Here is a 20,987-nt window from a genome sequence, read left to right as displayed (position 1 = left end):
GATGTAATATTATCGTCAGGATTCCGTATATGCCGGAATCTTTCCGTCAAACTCTCCGATCGGAGGTCCCGATGTCCATCATTTCTGCCCACAGCACCGCTGTTCAGGCCATCGTCGGCGAACCCGAGGTCGTCGAGGACGCATCGATCGCCGAGCAGAGCGTCGCCTGGGCTCAGCTCAAGGACGCCGCGATCGCGATCCGCGAGATGCAGATCAAGGACGGATCGATCCCGGATGCCGCGCACCACGCCGCGGCGCGCGACCTCGTCGCCGCGATCACCGCCGGCATCCGCGCACTCGCTCCCGCCTTCCCGCACGACGCCGAGTACCTCGCCGCCTCCGTCGTCGACTTCGACCGCTGGGTCTCGGAGGGCTTCGGCGTGCCGGACTTCCTCGACTCGCTCCTGGCGTTCCAGCCGCAGCAGCACCGCGTCGACGGCATCCGCCACCTGGTCGTCTTCCCGATGTACACGCAGAACGGATCGAGCGACCGACTCGTCGAGGCGCTGATCGTCGAGACGATCTGGCCCGAGTTCATCGCCGCCCTCGAGGCCGGCGACTACGGCAACAAGCTGTTCGTCTCGCTGCGTCTGGTCGACTTCACGCCCGGCTACGACACCAACTCGGCCGTGCTGTTCCCCGAGACCGTCGCGATGCGCGAGATCCCCTCGTTCACATGGGGCGCGATCTTCCAGGACCGCGAGGCCGCACGCTACCGCCGGGTCACCCGCGCCGCTGCCGCGATCACCAACCTCGACCTGCCTTTGCGCGCGAGCGCGATGCTCGACGATCAGCAGGTGGCTGAGAAGACCTTCGTCATGTGGGACATCATCCACGACCGCACCCACATGCGCGGCGACCTGCCCTTCGACCCGTTCATGATCAAGCAGCGGATGCCGTTCTTCCTCTACTCGCTCGAGGAGATGCGCTGCGACATGACGGCGTTCCGCGAGTCGGTGAACATCGAGCGCACCCTCGCGGCCCGCATCGCCGCGGGTGAGGAGCTCACCGAGACCGAGCAGGAGATGCACGACTACGCGCACCTCGTGCAGTACGCGGTGATCTTCGACCGGATCTTCCGCTTCTCGATCACCGGCACCCGCACGCGCAACTACGACGCCGTCGGCGGACAGCTGCTGTTCGCCTGGCTGCACCAGCGCGGCGTGCTGCACTGGACCGACACGGCGCTCACCTTCGACTGGGACAACGTGCCGGATGCCGTCGTGGCTCTGGGCGACGCGATCGACGACCTGTACTGGCACTCGATCGACCGCCCGAAGGTCGCGCACTGGCTCGCCGCGTACGACCTCGTGCGCGGCACGCTCACGCCGCACCCGGCATCGCAGTGGGCCCGCGGGTTGTCGGACGAGATCCTCGCCGGCGCGCCGAAGGGTTACACGGATGCCGTGATGGACGACGAGTTCCCGCTGTCGATGTTCTTCGAGACCCTCGACAAGAAGATGAAGGCGGTCATCGAGTCGACCGTCGGCATCCGGGGCACCGACGACTGACTCGAATCGCGCATTTCTGGGGTCCGATCGTGTGGTGCGACCGGACGCAGCGTCTGCGGCCATTCCTGCCCGGAGTGGCCGCAGAACTGTTTCTTCACGAGAGTTGAGCACATGAGCGTCACCGACCGCACGATCCTCCTCGCCGGAGCCACCAGCCCGTCTGGCCTCGCCCTGGCGCGAGCACTCGTCGACGCCGGGGCGCGCGTCGTCGCCACCGGCCGATCTTCAGAACGGCTGCACGCGCTCGACGCACTCGGCGCACAGGTCGAGGTGGCCGACGCGACCTCGCTGGCGTCGATGACGGAACTCGCTTCCCGCCTGCAGGCGATCGACGCCGTGATCCCGCTGGTCGGCGGCTGGCGCGGCGGAGGGGGCCTCGCCGGACAGACCGACGACGACCTGCACGCGCTTATGCCCGCGTTCGATGCGGTGCGCGCCACCAGCCGCGCCTTCGACTCCCTGCTGCGGGCCTCTGACGCCGGACGCTTCGCGATCGTCTCGTCGACAGCGGTCGGTCGCCCTCTGGCGGGAGGCGCGAACTATGCCGCCGTCAAGGCCGCGAGCGAGGCGTGGACGCGCGCGGTGGCGCAGGGCTTCGCGAAGGCAGCGCGGGATGCCGTCGAGCCCCTGCGCGCGGCATCGGTCGTCTTCCGCGCCAAGGCACTGGACCCGGACTCACTCGCGCCGCAGGTGCTCACACTGTGGGATGCGGACGCCGCCGATCTCAACGACCGGATCATCACGCTCGACTGAACGCCGCAGCCCGTTCCGCTGCCGACGCGTTCGGCTGGTGACGCCGTTCCGCTAGCGGCGCGCCTCCGGCACCTCAGGAGGGAGCCCTCGGAGGGGCGGCGGAGCATCCGCGACGCGCGCATCGACGCTGCGGTCCTCCGCGGAATCCGCTCGGCCCTCGGCCACCGCGTCCGCGTTCCACTCGGCGCCGGTGCCCGTGCCGCCGCCCGTGTTCTCGCCTGCGTCGTCGGGTGCGCCGTCGCCGTCGGGTTCGCGGTCGCCGGGATTCTGCTCCGGCGCGTTCGCGTAGAGCTCGGTGAGCTTGCGATACGACTTCGTGAAGAAGGCCAGCGTCGCGGCGATCACCATGATGATGCCCGCGAACAGGCAGATCAGGGCGATGCCCCGAGCCTCACCCTCACCCAGCAGCCATTCCCACTGCTGCTGCCCCTCGGGCGTCCTCATGTACGGGATGATCAGGAACTCCGCGATCGGCGCGATGAGGAATGCCGTGATCGGAGCGGCTGCGGCCTCCATCGCCGCGGCGACGCCGAACACACGCCCCTGCCTGTCATAGCGGACGACCTTCTGGATGATGGTCTGCTCGGCCGCCTCGACGGGCGGCACGAGGGCCATGTAGATCCACATGCCGACGACGTAGAGCGGCCACCATTCGCGCAGCATGAACACCGACCCCAGGATGCCCATCGCGATCACGACGAGCAGCAGGGTGCGCATGGGTTTCGCCCCGAGGCCGAACTTCGCCACGAGCCCACCGCCGATCAGGAACCCGGTCGACGCGAACGCCAGTGCGAAGCCCCACATCTGCGCGTCGAAGAGGGTGAGACCGTACGGATCCATCAGCGCCATGTACACGCCGCCGATGAGGTTGTTGAACGTCGAGAAGATGATCAGCGCGAACAGTCCGGGGGCCAGCCGGATCGCCGCCACACTGCCGCGGAAGTCGAGGGCGCTCTTCGCATCGGGGTCTGGCTGCGGCGCCCCCTCGGGGATGCGGATGAAGAGCAGGTGCACGAAGGTCAGCACCATCGCGCCGATCGCGATCGCGAGCGTCCACCCCATGCCCAGGAAGCCGATGGACAGCCCGGAGAAGACGCTGGTCACGAGGAAGGCCAGACCCTGCACCGTGCCGACCAGGCCGTTGGCGTTGGCCCGTCGATCTTCGGGGACGAGCAGCGTGACGGTCGTCGAGAGCGCGATGTTGCGGAGCTGCTCGATCACCCCGCCGAACAGGATGATCGCCGAGAACAGCCAGAACCACGGACCGCCGAGGTCGAGCAGCGCCGCCTCCGGCTGCCAGACATAGAGAACGCCGGCGATCAGGAAGGCGACCGCCGAGATGACGCTCGAGAGCAGCATCACCGTGTGTTTGCGATTGCGGTCGACGATGGTGCCGAAGATCATCGCGAAGAAGGCGATGAACAGCATGTACGCGCCGCCGATGACGCCGGTCGCGAGCACGGACTGCGTCTCGATGTAGACCCAGAAGGTCAGCGCGAACCACAGAAAGCTCGTCGTCACGTTCGCGATGAGCGTGTTGACGAGGACGTTCGCGAAGGCGGTCTTCGCAGCGCTGCGCTCCATGAATTAGAGGGTAGGCGGGGCCTCGGACATTCGCTAGAGCGGTATGCCGGCCGGGGGACGCCGGGCTCGGCATCCGCCCGTAGGCTTGTGCGGTGACTATTCAGCATGACCCCGCGGTCCGGGGCTTCGCCAGCGACAACTATTCCGGCGTCCACCCCGAGGTCCTCGCGGCCATCGCAGCGGCGAACGGCGGCCACCAGGTCGCGTACGGCGAGGACGCCTACACCGCACGTCTGCAAGAGGTGTTCCGCGCCCACTTCGGCGAGGGCGTCCAGGCGTTCCCGGTGTTCAACGGCACGGGTGCGAACGTCACCGGCCTGCAGTCGATGCTGCCCCGCTGGGGAGCCGTCATCGCGGCATCCTCCGCGCACATCAACGTCGACGAGGGCGGAGCGCCCGAGAAGATCGGCGGATTCAAGATCCTCGCCGTGCCGACCGACGACGGCAAGCTCACGCCGGAGCTCGTCGACCGCGAGGCCTGGGGCTGGGGCGACGAGCACCGCGCGCAGCCGCTCGTGGTCTCGATCACGCAGTCGACCGAGCTCGGCACCCTCTACTCCGTCGACGAGATCCGGGCTCTCGCCGATCACGCGCACGAACGCGGCATGACCCTGCACCTCGACGGCGCGCGCATCTCGAACGCGGCCGCAGCCCTCGACGTGCCGCTGCGCGCGTTCACCCGCGACGCCGGCGTCGACGTGCTCAGCTTCGGCGGCACGAAGAACGGCGCGATGCTGGGCGAGGCCATCGTGGTGCTGAACCCCGAGGCATCGAACGGACTGCAGTACTCCCGCAAGTTCAACATGCAGCTGTCGTCGAAGATGCGCTTCGTCTCCGCCCAGCTCATCGCGCTGCTCGAGGGAGACCTGTGGCTGCGCAACGCCCAGCACGCGAACGCCATGGCGCAGCGACTGCGCGGGGCGATCGAGGCCGGCATCGCGGCCGGCGAGATCACCGGCGTCTCGTTCACGCAGCCGACCCAGGCCAACGGCGTGTTCGCGCAGCTGCCCGATGGCATCGCCGACCAGCTGCGCGAGAAGTTCCGCTTCTACGACTGGGATGCCGCGCGCAACGAGGTGCGGTGGATGTGCGGCTTCGACACCGAGGAGTCCGACGTCGACGAGTTCGTCGCAGAGCTCGCGCGCCTCACGACACGCTGAGCTGAGCGGAACTGAGCGGAGCGGCTAGCGCAGCAGACCGAGGTTCGCGAGCGCCAGGCGGATGAGGGTGCCTCGCCCGCCCTCCATCTCGGCGGCGACGGCGTCCGAGGCCGCGGCCTCGGGCGAGAACCAGGTGACCTCGAGTGCATCCTGGCGCGGCTCGCACGTGCCGGTGACCGGCACCACGAATGCGAGCGAGACGGCATGCTGACGGTCATCGTGGTAGGCGCTGACCCCCGGGATCGGGAAGTACTCGGCGACCGTGAAGGGCAGCGGCTGCGGCGGCAGCAGGGGGAACGCCATCGGGCCCAGATCGTTCTCGACATGGCGGAACAGCGCGTCGCGGATCGTCTCGCCGAACCGCACTCGGCCCGAGACGATGGTGCGCGTCATCTCGCCCATGGGCGTCGAACGCAGCAGGATGCCGATCTCGGTCACCTGCCCGGAGCCATCGGTCCTCACCGGGATCGCCTCGACGTAGAGCATGGGCAGATGGCGTCTCGCCTCCGCCAGCTCGAAGTCGCTCAACCACCCCGGGTTGGAGTCACGCGAGGGCTGTGCGGCGCCGAAGCCCTCCATGCCGTCGTCGGGCTCGGGGTCGGGATCAGGTGTGCGGACGGCCATGTCTCCTTTCTACCAGCAGCGCCCTCCGGCGAACACCGACTTGAGGCCACGACCGGCATACGATCCGATGATCGTCTCCTGCGGGTGTCGGACGGCGCTGGCAGGATGGGACCGTGAGCGAAGAACTGATGATCGACGGGCTCCTCACGCGCTGGTCGACGGAAGATCGCGCGGGGATGCCGCTGCTGGTGCTGCTGCACGGATACGGCGCCGACGAGCACGACCTGTTCGGTCTCGTCCCTTACCTGCCGGACGGCATCGTGGTCGCGTCCGTCGCCGCCCCGCTCGCTCCCCCGTGGCCGATGCCCGGGCGCTCGTGGTACGCCATCGAGGGTCTCGACGGCCGCAGCTCGGCATCCGTCACCGTCGCGGCAGAGGCGTTCCTGCGCTGGCTCGACGATGTCAGGGCCGACGCCCCTGCCGTGGCCCTTCTCGGGTTCTCGCAGGGTGCCGCCGTCGCCCTGCAGGCCATGCGACTCGCGCCCGGGAGCATCGACACCGTGGTGGCCCTCAGCGGTTACGCAGCGCCCGGCGAGCTGCCGGGCGACGATGCGCTGACCGAGGCGCGACCGCACGTCTTCTGGGGCCGAGGCACGAACGACCAGGTGATCCCCCAGGCGCTGGTCGCGCACACCGCCGAGTGGCTTCCGGCGCACTCCGAGTTGTCCGGACGCGTCTACACCGGGCTCACGCACAGCATCTCGGAGGAGGAGCTCCGAGACGTGCGCGCGTTCCTCACGAAGTGGTTGGAGCGCGCCGTCGAGGCGTGACCGCCCCCGCACGCAGCCGCGACACGCCCGGGGTTGCGAAACTCCGACACGCCCGGGTATCGTCGTTGAGTCCTGTCCGCCGTGTCTGGAAGTCCTTTGATCTGATCCGTCGCCTCCGCGCTCATCTTTCCGCGCGCTGACCCGACGATCGCCGACTCCACGGCAGACCACCGCCCGCTGTCCTTCGACAGCGACCCGCTCAGACGGGCCCATCGGGCGACCGGTGTCAGTGCACCCTCGCACTGGACAGGAGACACCATGTCAGTCCCCACTCTTCATTCATCGGTCACCCTCGATCGACTCACCTTCACCTGGCCCGACGGCACGTCAGCGCTCGACTCGGTCTCCGGATCATTCGGCTCCGGTCGCACCGGCCTCGTCGGTCGCAACGGCGCCGGCAAGTCCACGCTGCTGCGGCTGATGGCGGGCGAGCTGACCCCGACGGCCGGGCACCTCACCACCACCGGCGAGGTCGCCTACCTGCCGCAGCAGCTCACACTCGACGTCGACCGCCGGGTCGCCGATCTTCTCGGAGTGGTGCCCACCCTCGATGCCGTCCGTGCGATCGGCGCGGGCGACGTCGATCAGGTGCACTTCGACACGGTCGGCGACGAGTGGGACATCGAAGCGCGCGCCGAGATGTCCCTGGCAGACGCCGGGCTCGCCCCCGAGTTCCTCGACCGGAGGGTCGGCGAGCTGTCGGGTGGTGAGGCCGTGCTGGTCGCGATCGCCGGCATCCGTCTCCGGCGCGCGCCGATCACCCTGCTCGACGAACCGACCAACAATCTCGACCGCGACGCCCGCGCGAGACTCGCGGCGATGGTCCGCTCGTGGAAGGGCACACTCATCGTTGTCAGCCACGACCTGTCGCTGCTCGAACTGATGGACGACACCGCCGAGCTCTACGCCCAGACGCTGAGCGTGTTCGGCGGGCCGTACTCCGAATGGCGCGCCTGGTTGGACGCCGAGCAGGATGCCGCGAGGCAGGCGGAAGTGACGGCGAAACAGGAGTTCCGCAAGGAGAAGCGCCAGCGCATCGAGGCCGAGGTCAAGCTCGCCCACCGAGCGCGCACCGCCAAGAAGGCCGAGATCGAGAAGCGCGTGCCGAAGATCGTGGCCCACGGGCGCAAGATGGCGGCCGAGGTGTCGGCGGGCAGGCTGCGCACGGAGGTCGGGGCGAAGGAGGATGCAGCCCGCACCGCGCTCGACGAGGCGGGGCGGCGCCTGAGGTCCGACGCGTCGATGAAGATCGAGCTGCCGGATCCGCAGGTGTCACGCAGTCGTCGCATCGCGACGATCGGCGACGGCGAGAGGTCGTGGATCATCCAGGGCCCCGACCGGGTCGCGCTGATCGGGCGCAACGGCGCCGGAAAGACCACGCTGCTCGAACGGCTCGTGGCCGACGTCGGCCACGACTCCGGAGAAGCGCTGCCGCTCGACGCGGACCGGCCCGATCCGTCAGGTGACGACGCGGATCTCCGGACCTCCGGAGCGCGCCTCGTCGCGACAGCTCTCACCGACCGGATCGGCTACCTGCCGCAGCGCGTCGACGGGCTCGACGAGAACCGGTCGGTATTCGAGAACATCGCGGATGCCGCACCGCAGGTGCCCGAGAAGGAGCTGCGCAATCGCCTCGCACGGTTCCTCATCCGAGGGGCCACCGCGGAGCGACCTGTCGCCGCTCTGTCAGGCGGGGAGCGGTTCCGCGTGGCTCTGGCGAAACTGCTGCTCTCGGACCCCGCACCCCACCTCGTGGTGCTGGACGAGCCGACGAACAACCTCGACATCGACACGGTCGATCAGCTGGTCGAGGCGCTCCGGGCATACCGCGGGGCGGTGCTGGTCGTGAGTCATGACGATGCGTTCCTCGCGCGTCTCGACCTGGGACTCACGCTCGAGATCGACGTCGACGGCTCACTGACCGCGAGATGAGCTCACGCCCGTCGGCTCCGCATCGCCCGGGTATGGGCGATCGCGGGGTCGGCGGCGAGCAGGGTGTAGTCCTCGGATTCTCGAGGGACGAGCGCGACCCGCCCCTCGGCGTCGTGGGCGATCCCCCACCCGTAGCGTTTTCCCAGCGGTGATGAGCGCAGGCAGGGCTGCCCCTTCGAGAAGAACGCCTCGCGTGCGGCGGAGTCGTCGGGGTCGATCCCGGCACGCAGCGCATGCGTGATGAAGATCACGTCGTCGGAGGTGCGCGCATACGGCTCCTGCGCGATCAGTCGATAGTGCAGTGCGGCGATCGTGGGCCTCTCACCCGTCGGCGGCTCTTCGGCGTGGTCGAGGGGACAGTCTTCTGCGACCTCGATGAACGTGCTCGCGTAGTTCGTGGTGTGCGTCGCCATACCTACAGCATGCCCGCACCCTCGGACAATGCCGACCCCGATGTCGGTGGCACGGGTGATGATGGAGGGATGAGCGACGTGCTCGAACGCTTCACCCCTGCCACGCAAGACTGGTTCCGGGGTGCGTTTCCCGAACCCACGCCCGCCCAGTCGGGCGCCTGGAATGCGATCTCTGCCGGAAAGCACGCGCTCGTCGTCGCACCGACCGGCTCGGGCAAGACGCTCTCGGCCTTCCTCTGGGCGATCGACAGCGTGTTCCGCGAACGCATCGAGCAGCCCACCCCTCCCGCGAAGCGCACGAAGGCCGCCGACGCCTCGCGCACGCGCATCCTCTACATCTCGCCGCTGAAGGCGCTCGGCGTCGACGTGGAGCGCAACCTGCGCTCGCCCCTCATCGGCATCGGCCAGTCGGCCAGGCGGCTCGGCGTCGAGGCCCCTTCGGTGACGGTCGGCGTGCGCTCGGGCGACACGACCTCGAGCGATCGCCGCAAGCTGGTCTCCGATCCGCCCGACATCCTCATCACGACCCCCGAGTCGCTGTATCTGATGCTCACCAGTCGCGCCGGCGAGACGCTGCGCGATGTGCACACGGTCATCATCGATGAGGTGCATGCGGTCGCCGCGACCAAGCGCGGAGCCCACCTCGCGGTGAGCCTCGAGCGGCTCGATGCGCTGCGTCGCACCCACGGCCACGACGAACCCGCACAGCGCATCGGACTGTCGGCCACCGTGCGTCCGATCGACGAGGTCGCGCGGTTCCTCGGCGGCGCGGCCCCTGTCGAGATCGTCGCGCCGCCGGCGTCCAAGACGTTCGAGCTGGGCGTCGTGGTGCCGATGGACGACATGACCAATCCGCCACCCCCTCCCGGCGCGCCGAAGGATGCCGGAGATGCGGCGGATGCGGAGTACACCGAGGTCACCGGCTCCGTGTGGCCCCACGTCGAGGAGGCGATCGTCGATCGCATCCTGCAGAACAAGTCGACCATCGTGTTCTCCAACTCGCGTCGCCTCGCCGAGCGCCTCACCGGGCGACTCAACGAGATCTACTCCGAGCGCATCGGCGTCGCACTGCCCGAGGCCTCCGTGCCGGCAGCCATGATGGCGCAGGCAGGTGCCACCGCCGGAGCAGACCCCGTGCTCGCCAAGGCGCACCACGGGTCGGTCTCGAAAGAGCAGCGCGCCCAGGTCGAAGAAGAGCTCAAGTCCGGTGTCCTGCGCTGCGTCGTCGCGACGAGCAGCCTCGAGCTCGGCATCGACATGGGTGCGGTCGACCTGGTGATCCAGGTCGAGGCTCCGCCGTCCGCGGCCTCCGGTCTGCAGCGCGTCGGGCGAGCAGGCCACCAGGTCGGCGAGATCAGCCGGGCCGCCCTCTTCCCGAAGCACCGCGGCGACGTGCTGCACACCGCGATCGTCACCGAGCGGATGCTGGCGGGCAAGATCGAGGCGATCCAGGTGCCCCGCAATCCACTCGACATCCTCGCGCAGCAGACGGTCGCCGCCAGCGCCCTCGGCGAGATCAGCGTCGAGGAGTGGTTCGAGACCGTGCGTCGCTCGGCTCCGTTCCAGTCGCTCCCGCGATCGGCCTACGAGGCGACGCTCGACCTGCTCGCCGGACGGTTCCCCTCCGATGAGTTCGCCGAGCTCCGCCCGCGGCTGGTGTGGGACAGAGACGCCGGCACCCTGACCGGACGTCCGGGCGCGCAGCGCATCGCCGTCACGAGCGGGGGCACGATCCCCGATCGCGGACTCTTCGGGGTCTTCGTCGCCGGCGAGTCGACCGGCGCCCGCGTCGGCGAGCTCGACGAGGAGATGGTCTACGAGTCGCGAGTGGGCGACGTCTTCACGCTCGGCACGACGAGCTGGCGGATCGCCGAGATCACCCATGACCGGGTCAACGTCATCCCCGCCTACGGCCAGCCCGGCAAGGTGCCGTTCTGGCACGGAGACGGCATCGGCCGACCGTTCGAGCTCGGCGAGGCGCTGGGGAGGTTCTCGCGAGAGGTCTCCGCCGCGACTCCCGAGAAGGCCGCCCAGCGACTGATCGAAGCCGGACTCGACGCGCAGGCGCGGATGAACCTGATGGCGCACCTGACCGAGCAGCGCGAAGCGACCGGAACGCTGCCGACCGATCGCACTCTGACGGTCGAGCGCGGGCGCGACGAGGTCGGCGACTGGCGGGTCATCCTTCATTCCCCGTACGGCATGAAGGTGCATGCACCGTGGGCGCTGGCGATCAACGCCCGCATCCGCGAGCGACTCGGAGTCGAGGGCTCTGCGGTCGCGAGCGACGACGGCATCATCGTGCGCATCCCGGATGCCGAGGCCGAGCCGCCCGGGGCCGAGCTCTTCGTGTTCGACCCGGATGAACTCGAGCAGCTCGTCACCCAGGAGGTCGGCGGCTCGGCGCTGTTCGCGTCGCGCTTCCGCGAATGCGCGGCGCGCGCGCTGCTCATGCCGCGCACCAACCCCAACCGGCGCACCCCGCTGTGGCAGCAGCGTCAGCGTTCGGCGCAGCTGCTCGAGGTGGCGCGCCGGCACCCGACGTTCCCCGTGATCCTCGAGACGCTCCGTGAGGTCCTGCAGGACGTCTACGACCTGCCCTCGCTGCGCACGCTGGCGGTGTCGATCGCCGACCGGCGCATCCGGCTCGTCGAGACGCAGCCGTCTCAGCCCTCGCCCTTCGCCCGCGACCTGCTGTTCGGCTACGTCGGCGCCTTCATGTACGAAGGGGACTCTCCCCTCGCCGAGCGCCGGGCGGCCGCCCTCTCGGTCGACCCCGCGCTGCTCGGCGAGCTGCTCGGCACGGTCGAGCTCCGTGAGCTGCTCGACCCCGATGTCATCGCCCAGTTCGAGAGAGAAGCGCAGCGCCTCGACCCCGAGCGACGAGCGCGAGGTCTCGAAGGCGTCGCCGATCTGCTGCGGATGCTCGGTCCGATGGATGCCGCCGAGATCGACGCACGACTCGACCCGGAGACGGGGTCCGCATCCGACCACCTCGACGCTCTGATCGCCGCCCGCCGCGCGATCCCCGTCACCGTCGCCGGCACCACGCGCGTCGCAGCCATCGAGGACGCCGGTCGGCTGCGTGACGCACTCGGTGCCGCGCTGCCCACCGGCATCCCCGTCGCATTCCTCGAACCGCTCGCCGATCCGCTCGGCGACCTCATCGCGCGCTATGCCCGCACGCATGGTCCCTTCACGACGGATGCCGTCGCGACGCGATTCGGGCTCGGCGCCGCCGTCGCGCGGCATACCCTGCAGCGGCTCGAGCACTCGGGCAGACTGACCAGCGGTTACTTCCTGCCCGAGGCCTCGGGCACGGGGAACGAGACCGAATGGTGCGACACCGAGGTGCTGCGCCGCCTGCGGATGCGGTCGCTCGCCGCGATCCGAGGCAGCGTCGAGCCCGTGTCGCCCGAGGCGTATGCGCGCTTCCTGCCGGACTGGCAGCACCTGGGACGCCCGCTCGAGGGACTCGACGGGGTGCTCGCGGTGATCGAGCAGTTCGCCGGGGTGCCCGTGCCCGCGAGCGCGTGGGAGTCGCTCGTGCTGCCCTCTCGGGTGCGCGACTACTCCCCCGCCCTGCTCGACGAGCTCACTGCCTCGGGAGAGGTCATCTGGTCGGGCCACGGCACGCTGCCGGGGCGCGACGGCTGGGTCTCGCTGCATCCCGCAGACCTCGCGCCGTTCACGCTGCCCGAGCCCGACGACGAGATCGCCGCCGACTCGCTCGAGGCCCGAGTGCTGATCGCGCTGGATGCGGGTGGCGCGTACTTCGCCGGTCAGCTGAAGGACATGACCGGCGCCGAGAACGAGCAGTCCGTGCTCGAGGCGCTGTGGGCGCTGACGTGGGGCGGCCGGGTCACCAACGACACCTTCGCCCCGATCCGGTCGCTGCTGGCCGGTGGTTCCCAGGCGCACCGGGTCACCCGACGCGCTCCGCGCACGCGCACCTATCGGGGGATGTCGCTGGCACGGACCGCGCCCCGACCGACGTCGATCGGCGGGCGCTGGTCGCTGCTGCCCACCGTCGACACGGATGCCGCTCGTCGTGCGACCGTCACCGCAGGGCTGCTCCTCGACCGCTACGGCGTGGTCACCCGCGGAGCCGTGCAGGCCGAGGGCGTGCCGGGCGGGTTCGCGCAGACATACCGGGTCCTCGCCGGCTTCGAGGAGGCTGGGCACTGCCGCCGCGGCTATGTGATCGAGAGGCTCGGCGCGGCGCAGTTCGCGGCATCCGCCACCGTCGACCGACTTCGCACGTTCGCCGGGCTCGCCGATCCGCCTCCCCGCAATGCCGTCACGCTCGCCGCGACAGATCCCGCCAACCCCTACGGCGCGGCGCTCGGATGGCCCAAGCGCGACGAGGTCTCGCATCGCCCCGGGCGCAAGGCCGGAGGCCTGGTGGTGATCGTCGACGGATCGCTCGTCCTCTACCTCGAACGCGGGGGACGCACGGTGCTGTGCTTCACCGACGACGCCGAGGTGCTGCGCGCGGCAGCGACCGACCTCGCAGCGACCGCCCGCGCGCGGCGCCTCGACACCCTCACGGTCGAGAAGGTCAACGGCGAAGGCGTGTACGGCACCGAGCTCGCCCTCGCTCTGCAGGAGTCCGGATTCGTGGCCACCCCCCGCGGCTACACGCTGCGCAAGGCGATCTGACCGGCCCATGACCACTGCTTCTAGGCTGGACGCATGATCGGGGAGTTCATCAGCGGCGTCCGCACCCTGCTGCGCGGTTTCGGCACATGGCGGCGCCGACCGGGGCTCATGGCCCTCGGTCTCGTACCGGGCTTCATCGCCGCGCTGGTGCTGCTCGCCGGACTCATACCGCTGGCGCTCACTCTCGGGCCGATCTCCGACGGTCTCACCCCCTTCGCCGACGGCTGGATCCCGGCCTGGCGCTCGGTGCTGCGCGCCGCCGTGGGCATCGTGATCTTCGCCGCGGCGCTCGCACTCGCGAGCGCCGTGTTCAGCGCCCTCGCCCTGACGATCGGCGACCCGTTCTACCAGCGCATCTGGCGCGCTGTCGAGGCCGATCTCGGCGACGCCCCGCCCTCGGACGGCGGCGGATTCTGGATGGCGGTCGGCGAGGGCCTGAGACTCGTGGTCCTCGGCATCCTGATCGCGATCGCCGTGCTGCTCCTCGGTCTCATCCCTCTCATCGGCGGATTCCTCGGTGCGGTGGGCGGCGTCGTGCTGTCGGGACGGATGCTCGCCCGCGAGCTCACCGGGCGGGCGTTCGACGCCCGCGATCTCAGCCCTGCCGACCGGGCGGTGCTGTTCCGCGGCAGCCGCGCGCGCGTGCTCGGCTTCGGTGTCGCCACGCAGCTGTGCTTTCTGATCCCCGGCGGGGCTGTCGCGGTCATGCCCGCCGCTGTCGCGGGTGCCACTGTCCTCGCGCGCACCATGCTGCAGCGCACGCCGCTGCCACAGCACACTACGCAGCACACTCCACAGCACACTCCTCCGCCTCCCCTGCCGGGCAGCGTCTCGGCGCCGCTGCCGCCACCCCCCGGGTCAGGGCACGCCTGATGCCCGAGGGCGATACCGTCTTCCGCACCGCCAGACGTCTCGACGAGGCGCTGGTCGGCGGCGAGGTGGCGCGCTTCGACCTTCGGATGCCGCGATTCGCGACGCTCGATCTGACGGGTCAGCCGATCCTCTCGTCGATCGCGCGCGGCAAGCATCTGCTGCTGCGGATCGGCGACAGCACGCTGCATTCCCATCTGCGCATGGACGGCGCCTGGCTCGTCTACCGGGCGGGTGAGAAGTGGCGGCATCCGGCGTTCAAGGTCCGCGCGATCGTCGGCACGGCGCAGCGCGAGGCGGTGGGCATCGACCTCGCCGAGGTCGAGGTCGTTCCGACCCGCGACGAGGACGAGCTCGTCGGCCATCTCGGCCCCGATCCGCTCGGCCCGGACTGGGATGCCGTCGAGGCCGCCAGACGCGTGAGCGCCGACACCCGCAGCATCCACGTCGCCCTTCTCGACCAGCGGAACGTCGCGGGGTTCGGCAACGAATACGCCGCGGAACTCCTGTTCCTCCGCGGAATCCTGCCGACGACCCCCGCACCGGAGGTCGACGTTCCCGCACTGCTCGACCTCGGCGTGCGCACGATCCGCGCGAACCGCGATCGTCGCCATCGCACCTTCACCGGAGTCGACCGCCCCGGTCAGGGGACGTGGGTGTACGGACGTGCCGGACGCCAGTGCCGCCGCTGCGGAACCCCCATCAGACGCGGCGAGCAGGGCGCGGATCCGACCCGCGAGAGGATCACATTCTGGTGCCCCGTGTGTCAGCGATGACCCGCATCCATGCTCGGGAATGAATCCGGCACCCCCGTGGTTATTGATATATCCGGAGAACTCCGGAACACGGGAGGAATCGTGGGAAAGAACTACGTCGACATCGAGAACGACCAGGGCGCCACGCTGCGATACCGCAAGCACGCCAACGGTCGCGGTCTCGTCGCGCACGGCGCGAAGGTCCATCCGAAGGCGCACATCGAAGCGGGCGCCTACATCGAACCCGGCGCCCGTATCGGCGCGGGGGCGACCATCGCCCGCGGCGCATGGATCGAACCGGATGCCGTGATCGGCGAGGGTGCGCACGTCGACGCGCACGCACACATCGGCCAGGGTGCCGCCGTCGGAGACGGCGCGCACATCGGCGTCCGCACCGAGGTCGGCGCGGGAGCGCGGATCGTCCGCGGTGCGAGGATCGGCGACGACGAGACGGTCGCGGCCGGACTGACGGTCGCCACCGACCCGAAGGGGCTGTGGCTCGCGGCCTGATCGGCCGCGCTCTCAGAACGTCTCACCTCATCCGCCGGGTACCCTGGAGCACATGGCGACTCAGGGACGAAGACCGGCAGGACGTGCCGGCAAGGGCTCGCCCGTGCGGCGCAACAAGGCCGCACCGGCTCAGCGGTTCCCGCCACCCAAGCCTCCGAAGAAGACCGCCAAGGTCGTCTTCGACGCGCCCGACACCGAACCGGAGCAGCCGCGCACATTCCGTCTCGGGGTCGTCCCCGGCGCGACGCCGGGCAAGTGGATCGATGCCTGGAAGCAGCGGATGCCGCATGTGCCCATCGAGCTGGTGACGATCGAGGTCGCCGATCAGCGAGACGCCATCGGCGACCTCGATGCGGCCCTCGTGCGCCTGCCGCTGGCAGATGAGAATCTGCACATCATCACGCTGTACGACGAGGTGCCGGTGGTGGTCGCATCGATCGAGTCGCACCTCCTCGCGGCCGACGAGTTGACCGTCGCCGATCTGTCGGGCGAGATCGTGATGGTCCCGACCGACGATGCGCTCGGTCCGATCGACATCCCGGGTGCCGTCGCGCCGGCCTTCGCACCGCTGTCGGTCGCGGACGCCATCGTGACCGCCGCCACCGGGACGGGCATCGTGATCGTCCCCATGTCGCTCGCACGCCTGCACCACCGCAAGGATGTCGGCCACCGCCCCCTGGCCGACGGCCCCACCTCGACGGTCGCCCTGGCTTGGCGCCGCGATCACACCACCCCCGACGTCGAGACGTTCATCGGGATCGTGCGCGGCCGCACGTCCAACTCATCCCGATGACGCGAGCGCGCCGCCACCGCGACGGCTCCGCGGCGGCTCCGTGATGTGGTCGGAGTCGGCGGCGACGTCGACCGTGTCCCGTCGTCGTTAGACTCTCGTGGTGGTCTCGCTTCTCTACGTCTGTGTGCGCCCCGAACTCGGGGCGGCGGATGCCGAGCACGCCTCGTTCCGACGGGCGCTCGGCGTCGACGTCGTCGACCGCCTCGACCTGCTCACCGAGCGCCTCGACCCCGCGCGCCTCGCGCGATACAGCGGCGTCGTCGTCGGCGGCTCGCCGTTCAACGTCAGCGACGTCGAGAAGTCCGCCGTGCAGCTGAGGGTCGAAGCGGATCTCGAGCACATCGCGCGGCTGGCGATCGACTCGCAGGTCGCCGCCTTCTTCACCTGCTTCAGCATCGGCGTGGTGACGCGGATGCTCGGCGGCCAGGTCACGTCGGACACCCCCGAGTCGGCGAGCGCCACCGTGATCGAGACCACCGCCGCCGGCGCCGCGGACCCCGTCTTCGGTCCGAGCTCCCCCGCGCTCACCGTCTTCACCGCTCACAAGGAGAGCGCCGCGGCTCTGCCGGAGGGCGCGGTGCTGCTCGCCACGAACGACACCTGTCCCGTGCAGGCGTATCGGGTGGGCACCCACCTCTACACGGCGCAGTTCCATCCGGAGCCGACTCCGCGGGACTTCGCCGATCGGATGACGTTCTATCGCACCACCGGGTACTTCGACCCCGACGAGTTCGACGCCGTGCAGGGGCAGGTGCTGTCGGCATCCGTGACGGAGGGTGCGGCGCTGCTGCGCCGTTTCGCGCAGACGTTCGCGGCAGCCTGACGCCCGCGGGCTCATCCTGACTCGCGGGCTCAGCCGGTCAGGCGAGCCCGTCGCCTCAGCCGCGCAGCAGCTCGACCCGTTCGCGGAGGTATGCCTCGAGCGGCATCCAACCGCCTGCCGTGCTCCATCGCACGGATGGCACCGTGTCGACCATCGCCAGAGGCCCGGATGCTCCGCCCGCGTCCACGACGGCGAGGTCGATCACCGACCATCCGACGTGCACGACATCGCCCTCGTCGAACCCGCCCCGCAGTGCCAGAGCACGTCGTTCTGCGCGCTCGCGCGCGGACTCCGCCGTGTAGCCGCGGCGCCCCGGATCGGCGGCCCTCAGCACCTCGGCGGTCGCCAGTGCGTGCGTCTCGGTGAGCAGCAGCACCCCGAGGTGCCACGCCTCGCCCACCCGCACGATGCGGCGTCCGCGCCACCGCGATTCGCGCTCTTCACCGAGTCCCTCCTTCGGAAGGCCGGCGAGCGCACGCACCGCGTCGGCGACGAGCGCGGACGCGGCCGTCACAGCTCCCCCTGCGGTGTCTCGCGGACGAGCGCCGGGTCGACGAGTCGTGCCGCCTCGCCGCGGATCAGCATTCCGATCAGGGGGAACAGCAGCACCGACAGCATCCCGGCCCCGACGAGTGCTGCCGCCGTGCCGGTGTCGATCATCTTCTGATCCACCCCGATCGCCGTCACGGCGACGATGATGGGCAGCCCGGTGGCGGCCAGCAGCCCGATCGCGGTGCGGTCCCTGGCGCTCGCGCCCGTCGGCGCGGAGAGCTGCGCGGTCGTGCCTCGGAGCACGAGCAGCGCGACGAGGAACAGCGGAAGCATCAGCATCGCCGACGACGAGCCGGTGAGCGCCTGCAGGTCGAAGTTCACGCCCGTGTAGAGGAAGAAGATCGGTACGAGGAAGCCGAACGCGATGGCCTCGAGCTTCGTCTCGACCGCCTCGGCGTCCTTCTCGGGCGCGCGCGCCATGATGATGCGCCACACCGCTCCGGCGACGAATGCACCCAGCAGCATGTCGAGGTCGAGCACGACGCTGAGGCCGACCAGCGACGCGATGAGCAGCAGCACGAACCGCACGCCGAACTGGTCGGAGGTGTGCAGGGTCGCACGCACGAACGAGTGGAGGCGCCCGTGCGGCATCCTCCGAGCCATGAGCACGGCGAGCCCCGCGAGCACGACGAAGGCGAGCAGCACCGCGGTGGCGAGCGGGGTGGTGCGGGTGCTGAGGAAGAGCGAGATCGCGATCAGCGGCAGGAACTCGCCGACCGCGCCGATCACGGTGACCGCACGTCCGAACGGGGTGTCGGTCTCCTGCGCATCCCTGAGGATCGGCATCAGCGTGCCGAGTGCGGTGGAGCTGAGGGCGATCGCGATCACGACCACCCCCTCGCCCGGGGCGAGGAGGAAGCCGATCCCGATGCCCAGCACCACGCTGATGGCCCACCCGATCGAGGCGCGGACGAGGGGCCGTCCGGCGACCGCCCGGAAGTCGATCTCGGAGCCCGCGATGAAGAACAGCATCGCGAGACCGAAATCACTGAGCTTCTCGAGGATGGGCGTCGGCTCGACCCAGCCGAGCACCGCGGGCCCCGCGAGAATCCCGAGGACGAGCTCGAACACGATGATCGGCACGCGGATGAGGGGTCGGATGCCGCGCGCCAGCAGCGGCGCTGCCACGGCGAGCAGCGGGATCAGCACCAGTCCGAGATCGCCCGCGTCCACGCTCCCAGAGTAGCGACCCGTCGTCGCGATGCGTCCGATTCGCCCGGTGGTCGCATCCACGGCAGAATCGATGCACACCCCCGAGGAGCCCTCATGTCTCAGCCCGACACCGCCCGCCTGCTGATCGCCTGCGATGATCAGCCCGGCATCGTCGCCGCCGTCGCCGGCGTGCTCTCCGTCCACGGCGCGAACATCATCTCGCTCGACCAGCACTCCACCGACTCCGAGGGCGGCCGGTTCTTCCAGCGCACGGTGATCCACCTCCCCGGGCTCTCTGCGGCGCGCACGGCTCTCGAAGCCGATCTGGCTCAGGTCGCCGAGCGGTTCGGCATGGACTGGTCGCTGCACGACACCGCGCGGCGCAAGCGCGTCGCGATCTTCGTCTCGAAGTACGATCACTGCCTGATGGAGCTGCTGTGGCGCACGCAGCGAGGCCAGCTCGACATCGACGTCACGATGGTCGTCTCGAACCACCCCGACCTCGCCGAGTCCGTACGCTCGTTCGGGGTGCCGTTCGTGCACATCCCCTCAGGCGACAAGCAGACGATGGAACAGCGTCAGCTCGAGCTCCTGCGCGGCAACGTGGATCTGGTGGTCCTCGCCCGGTACATGCAGATCCTCACCGACGACTTCATCGAGGGTCTCGGCGCCCCGATCATCAACATCCACCATTCCTTCCTCCCCGCGTTCATCGGGGCGAACCCGTATGCGAGGGCGAAGGACCGCGGTGTGAAGCTGATCGGAGCCACCGCGCACTACGCGACGGCGGATCTCGATGAGGGACCGATCATCGAGCAGGATGTCACCCGCGTCACGCACTCGGAGTCGGCAGCCGATCTGCAGCAGCGCGGCGCCGACGTCGAACGCCTCGTTCTCGCCCGCGCCGTGCAGTGGCATGCCGAGGACCGTGTGATCGTCCACGGCCGGTCCACCGTCATCCTCTGACCCGGGGTGCTCAGAGGGGTGCGACGCCTCTAGCCGATGACGTCGCTGGCAAGCCCCCGTACCTGGCCAGCTTCACAGCCCAGATCGACAACGACCCTCACCGGGCCTCCGGCACTCCCGCCAGCAGTTCGGCGAAGGCCTCGGCGGCGGTCGCATGACCGGCCAGTGCCGCGCCCTGACCCATCCAGAGCGACTGCAACTCGCCGAGGTTCTGCCCGCCCGCTGCCGCGCGGAATCGGCCGGTGAGCCAGTTCTGCATCGGGAACGGGGCGATCGTCCCGCTCGCCTCGATCGCCCGCACCGCACGGTTGCGGGTGCCGCGGGCGAGGCGTCCGCTCATCGCCTTCGTGAGAACGGTGCCGTCGGCTGCGGTGGAGCGGATGGCGTCGCGATGCGCCTGGTTCGCCGCCGACTCCGCCGTCGCGAGGAAGGCCGTGCCGACCTGCACGGCTGACGCTCCGAGCGCGAACGCGGCGGCGACGCCGCGCCTGTCGGCGATGCCGCCGGCCGCGATGACCGGCACATCGACGGCATCCACGACCTGCGGCACGAGTGCGAAGGTCCCGACGAGCGATTCCTCGGCCGGACGGAGGAACGACACCCGATGGCCGCCGGCCTCGAAGCCGGTCGCGACGACGGCGTCGACCCCGGCGTCCGCGAGTGCGACGGCTTCGGCGACGGTCGTCGCGGTTGCCACGACACGGATGCCGCGGCGGTGCGCCTCGTCGACGACGGCGCCGGACGGAACCCCGAAGACGGTGCTCAGCACGGGTGGTGCCGCCTCGAAGATCGCGTCGAGCTGCTCGTCGAGGGGAGGCAGGTAGCGCTCGGGGCGGGCGGGCACCTCGAGTCCGACCGCGTCGTAGAACGGCTGCAGCGCCTGCGCGAACACGGTGTGCTGCGGATTCGGCTCGACCTCGTCGCCGGTCGGCAGCCAGATGTTCACCGCGAAAGGACGCGAGGTCGCCTCCCGCAGAGACGCGATCGTCGCGCCGATGCGGTCGGCGTCGTAGCCGTAGAGCCCATAGCCGCCGAGGCCGCCGGCCTCGCTGACCGCCGCCGTGAGCCCGACGGAGGAGAGCCCGCCGAACGGACCGAGGATGATGGGGTGTTCGATGCCGAGCAGTGCGCGCAGATCACTCATGCTTCGAGGCTAT

General features: G+C 69.9%; 18 protein-coding genes. 12 read left to right on the top strand and 6 right to left on the bottom strand.

The genetic code is table 11. The annotated features are described in order from the left end of the window. Positions 1-71 precede the first annotated feature (71 nt). Both QRN21_RS10260 and QRN21_RS10255 read left to right on the top strand, forming a co-directional pair. Positions 72-1,511 carry a DUF6421 family protein gene (locus QRN21_RS10260; RefSeq protein WP_285363946.1) on the top strand — a complete coding sequence of 480 codons (1,440 nt, stop codon included), beginning with the start codon at positions 72-74 and terminating at the stop codon, positions 1,509-1,511. A gap of 111 nt (positions 1,512-1,622) precedes the next feature. Then, entirely contained in the window at positions 1,623-2,264 is a 642-nt protein-coding gene (locus QRN21_RS10255) for an SDR family NAD(P)-dependent oxidoreductase (protein WP_072591710.1), read from the top strand. A gap of 51 nt (positions 2,265-2,315) precedes the next feature. Here the strand turns inward: QRN21_RS10255 and QRN21_RS10250 are convergent, their stop codons facing one another. Next, complete coding sequence (locus QRN21_RS10250) at positions 2,316-3,848, bottom strand: MFS transporter (RefSeq protein WP_285363944.1); 1,533 nt, start codon at positions 3,846-3,848, stop codon at positions 2,316-2,318. Between the two features lie 92 nt (positions 3,849-3,940). On the opposite strand from QRN21_RS10250, the gene QRN21_RS10245 reads away from it, so the two are divergent. Continuing rightward, positions 3,941-5,008 (top strand): threonine aldolase family protein, encoded by a 1,068-nt coding sequence (locus tag QRN21_RS10245; protein WP_053097565.1) that lies wholly within the window; start codon positions 3,941-3,943, stop codon positions 5,006-5,008. Between the two features lie 24 nt (positions 5,009-5,032). Here the strand turns inward: QRN21_RS10245 and QRN21_RS10240 are convergent, their stop codons facing one another. After that, complete coding sequence (locus QRN21_RS10240) at positions 5,033-5,632, bottom strand: DUF4916 domain-containing protein (protein WP_053097566.1); 600 nt, start codon at positions 5,630-5,632, stop codon at positions 5,033-5,035. A gap of 113 nt (positions 5,633-5,745) precedes the next feature. Between QRN21_RS10240 and QRN21_RS10235 the strand changes: the two genes are divergently transcribed. Beyond that, a complete protein-coding gene (locus QRN21_RS10235) occupies positions 5,746-6,402 on the top strand; it encodes an alpha/beta hydrolase (protein ID WP_285363941.1) in 657 nt (218 codons plus the stop codon). A 258-nt stretch (positions 6,403-6,660) separates the two neighbouring features. Further along, positions 6,661-8,334 carry an ABC-F family ATP-binding cassette domain-containing protein gene (locus QRN21_RS10230; protein WP_285363940.1) on the top strand — a complete coding sequence of 558 codons (1,674 nt, stop codon included), beginning with the start codon at positions 6,661-6,663 and terminating at the stop codon, positions 8,332-8,334. A gap of 2 nt (positions 8,335-8,336) precedes the next feature. Here QRN21_RS10230 and QRN21_RS10225 read toward each other — a convergent pair whose 3' ends face one another. Next, positions 8,337-8,747, bottom strand: coding sequence for a DUF6157 family protein (locus QRN21_RS10225; RefSeq protein ID WP_285363939.1), 411 nt, complete (start codon positions 8,745-8,747; stop codon positions 8,337-8,339). 69 nt (positions 8,748-8,816) lie between these two features. On the opposite strand from QRN21_RS10225, the gene QRN21_RS10220 reads away from it, so the two are divergent. The 6 genes from QRN21_RS10220 to QRN21_RS10195 all read left to right on the top strand — a co-directional run bounded on the left by QRN21_RS10220 (position 8,817) and on the right by QRN21_RS10195 (position 17,160). Then, a complete protein-coding gene (locus QRN21_RS10220; protein ID WP_285364299.1) occupies positions 8,817-13,409 on the top strand; it encodes an ATP-dependent helicase in 4,593 nt (1,530 codons plus the stop codon). 33 nt (positions 13,410-13,442) lie between these two features. Beyond that, positions 13,443-14,282: an EI24 domain-containing protein gene (locus tag QRN21_RS10215; RefSeq protein WP_285363937.1), complete on the top strand. Its 840-nt coding sequence runs from the start codon at positions 13,443-13,445 to the stop codon at positions 14,280-14,282. Further along, complete coding sequence (locus tag QRN21_RS10210; protein ID WP_285363935.1) at positions 14,282-15,055, top strand: DNA-formamidopyrimidine glycosylase family protein; 774 nt, start codon at positions 14,282-14,284, stop codon at positions 15,053-15,055. Before QRN21_RS10215 ends, QRN21_RS10210 begins: the two co-directional genes overlap by 1 nt. Before the next feature lie 81 nt (positions 15,056-15,136). Continuing rightward, entirely contained in the window at positions 15,137-15,544 is a 408-nt protein-coding gene (locus QRN21_RS10205) for a DapH/DapD/GlmU-related protein (protein WP_053097570.1), read from the top strand. 52 nt (positions 15,545-15,596) lie between these two features. After that, complete coding sequence (locus tag QRN21_RS10200; protein WP_285363933.1) at positions 15,597-16,337, top strand: LysR substrate-binding domain-containing protein; 741 nt, start codon at positions 15,597-15,599, stop codon at positions 16,335-16,337. A gap of 100 nt (positions 16,338-16,437) precedes the next feature. Then, positions 16,438-17,160: a glutamine amidotransferase-related protein gene (locus QRN21_RS10195; RefSeq protein WP_053099224.1), complete on the top strand. Its 723-nt coding sequence runs from the start codon at positions 16,438-16,440 to the stop codon at positions 17,158-17,160. Positions 17,161-17,215: 55 nt separating this feature from the next. Here QRN21_RS10195 and QRN21_RS10190 read toward each other — a convergent pair whose 3' ends face one another. Together QRN21_RS10190 and QRN21_RS10185 are read right to left on the bottom strand one after the other, a co-directional pair. Continuing rightward, positions 17,216-17,674 (bottom strand): hypothetical protein, encoded by a 459-nt coding sequence (locus tag QRN21_RS10190; protein ID WP_056279635.1) that lies wholly within the window; start codon positions 17,672-17,674, stop codon positions 17,216-17,218. Then, positions 17,671-18,885: a cation:proton antiporter gene (locus QRN21_RS10185; RefSeq protein WP_285363930.1), complete on the bottom strand. Its 1,215-nt coding sequence runs from the start codon at positions 18,883-18,885 to the stop codon at positions 17,671-17,673. The genes QRN21_RS10190 and QRN21_RS10185 overlap by 4 nt, the downstream gene beginning before the upstream one ends. A gap of 93 nt (positions 18,886-18,978) precedes the next feature. Here QRN21_RS10185 and purU point away from each other — a divergent pair, with 93 nt between their 5' ends. Further along, a complete protein-coding gene (gene purU, locus QRN21_RS10180) occupies positions 18,979-19,830 on the top strand; it encodes a formyltetrahydrofolate deformylase (RefSeq protein ID WP_285363928.1) in 852 nt (283 codons plus the stop codon). Between the two features lie 97 nt (positions 19,831-19,927). Here purU and QRN21_RS10175 read toward each other — a convergent pair whose 3' ends face one another. Beyond that, complete coding sequence (locus QRN21_RS10175; protein WP_285363926.1) at positions 19,928-20,974, bottom strand: NAD(P)H-dependent flavin oxidoreductase; 1,047 nt, start codon at positions 20,972-20,974, stop codon at positions 19,928-19,930. Between the last annotated feature and the right edge of the window lie 13 nt (positions 20,975-20,987).

It is taken from the genome of Microbacterium sp. LMC-P-041 (assembly GCF_030209555.1).
In the GTDB taxonomy this organism is placed as follows: Bacteria; Actinomycetota; Actinomycetes; order Actinomycetales; family Microbacteriaceae; genus Microbacterium.
Note: the sequence above shows the minus strand (reverse complement) of the source record. Positions and strands in the feature narration are given on the sequence as shown.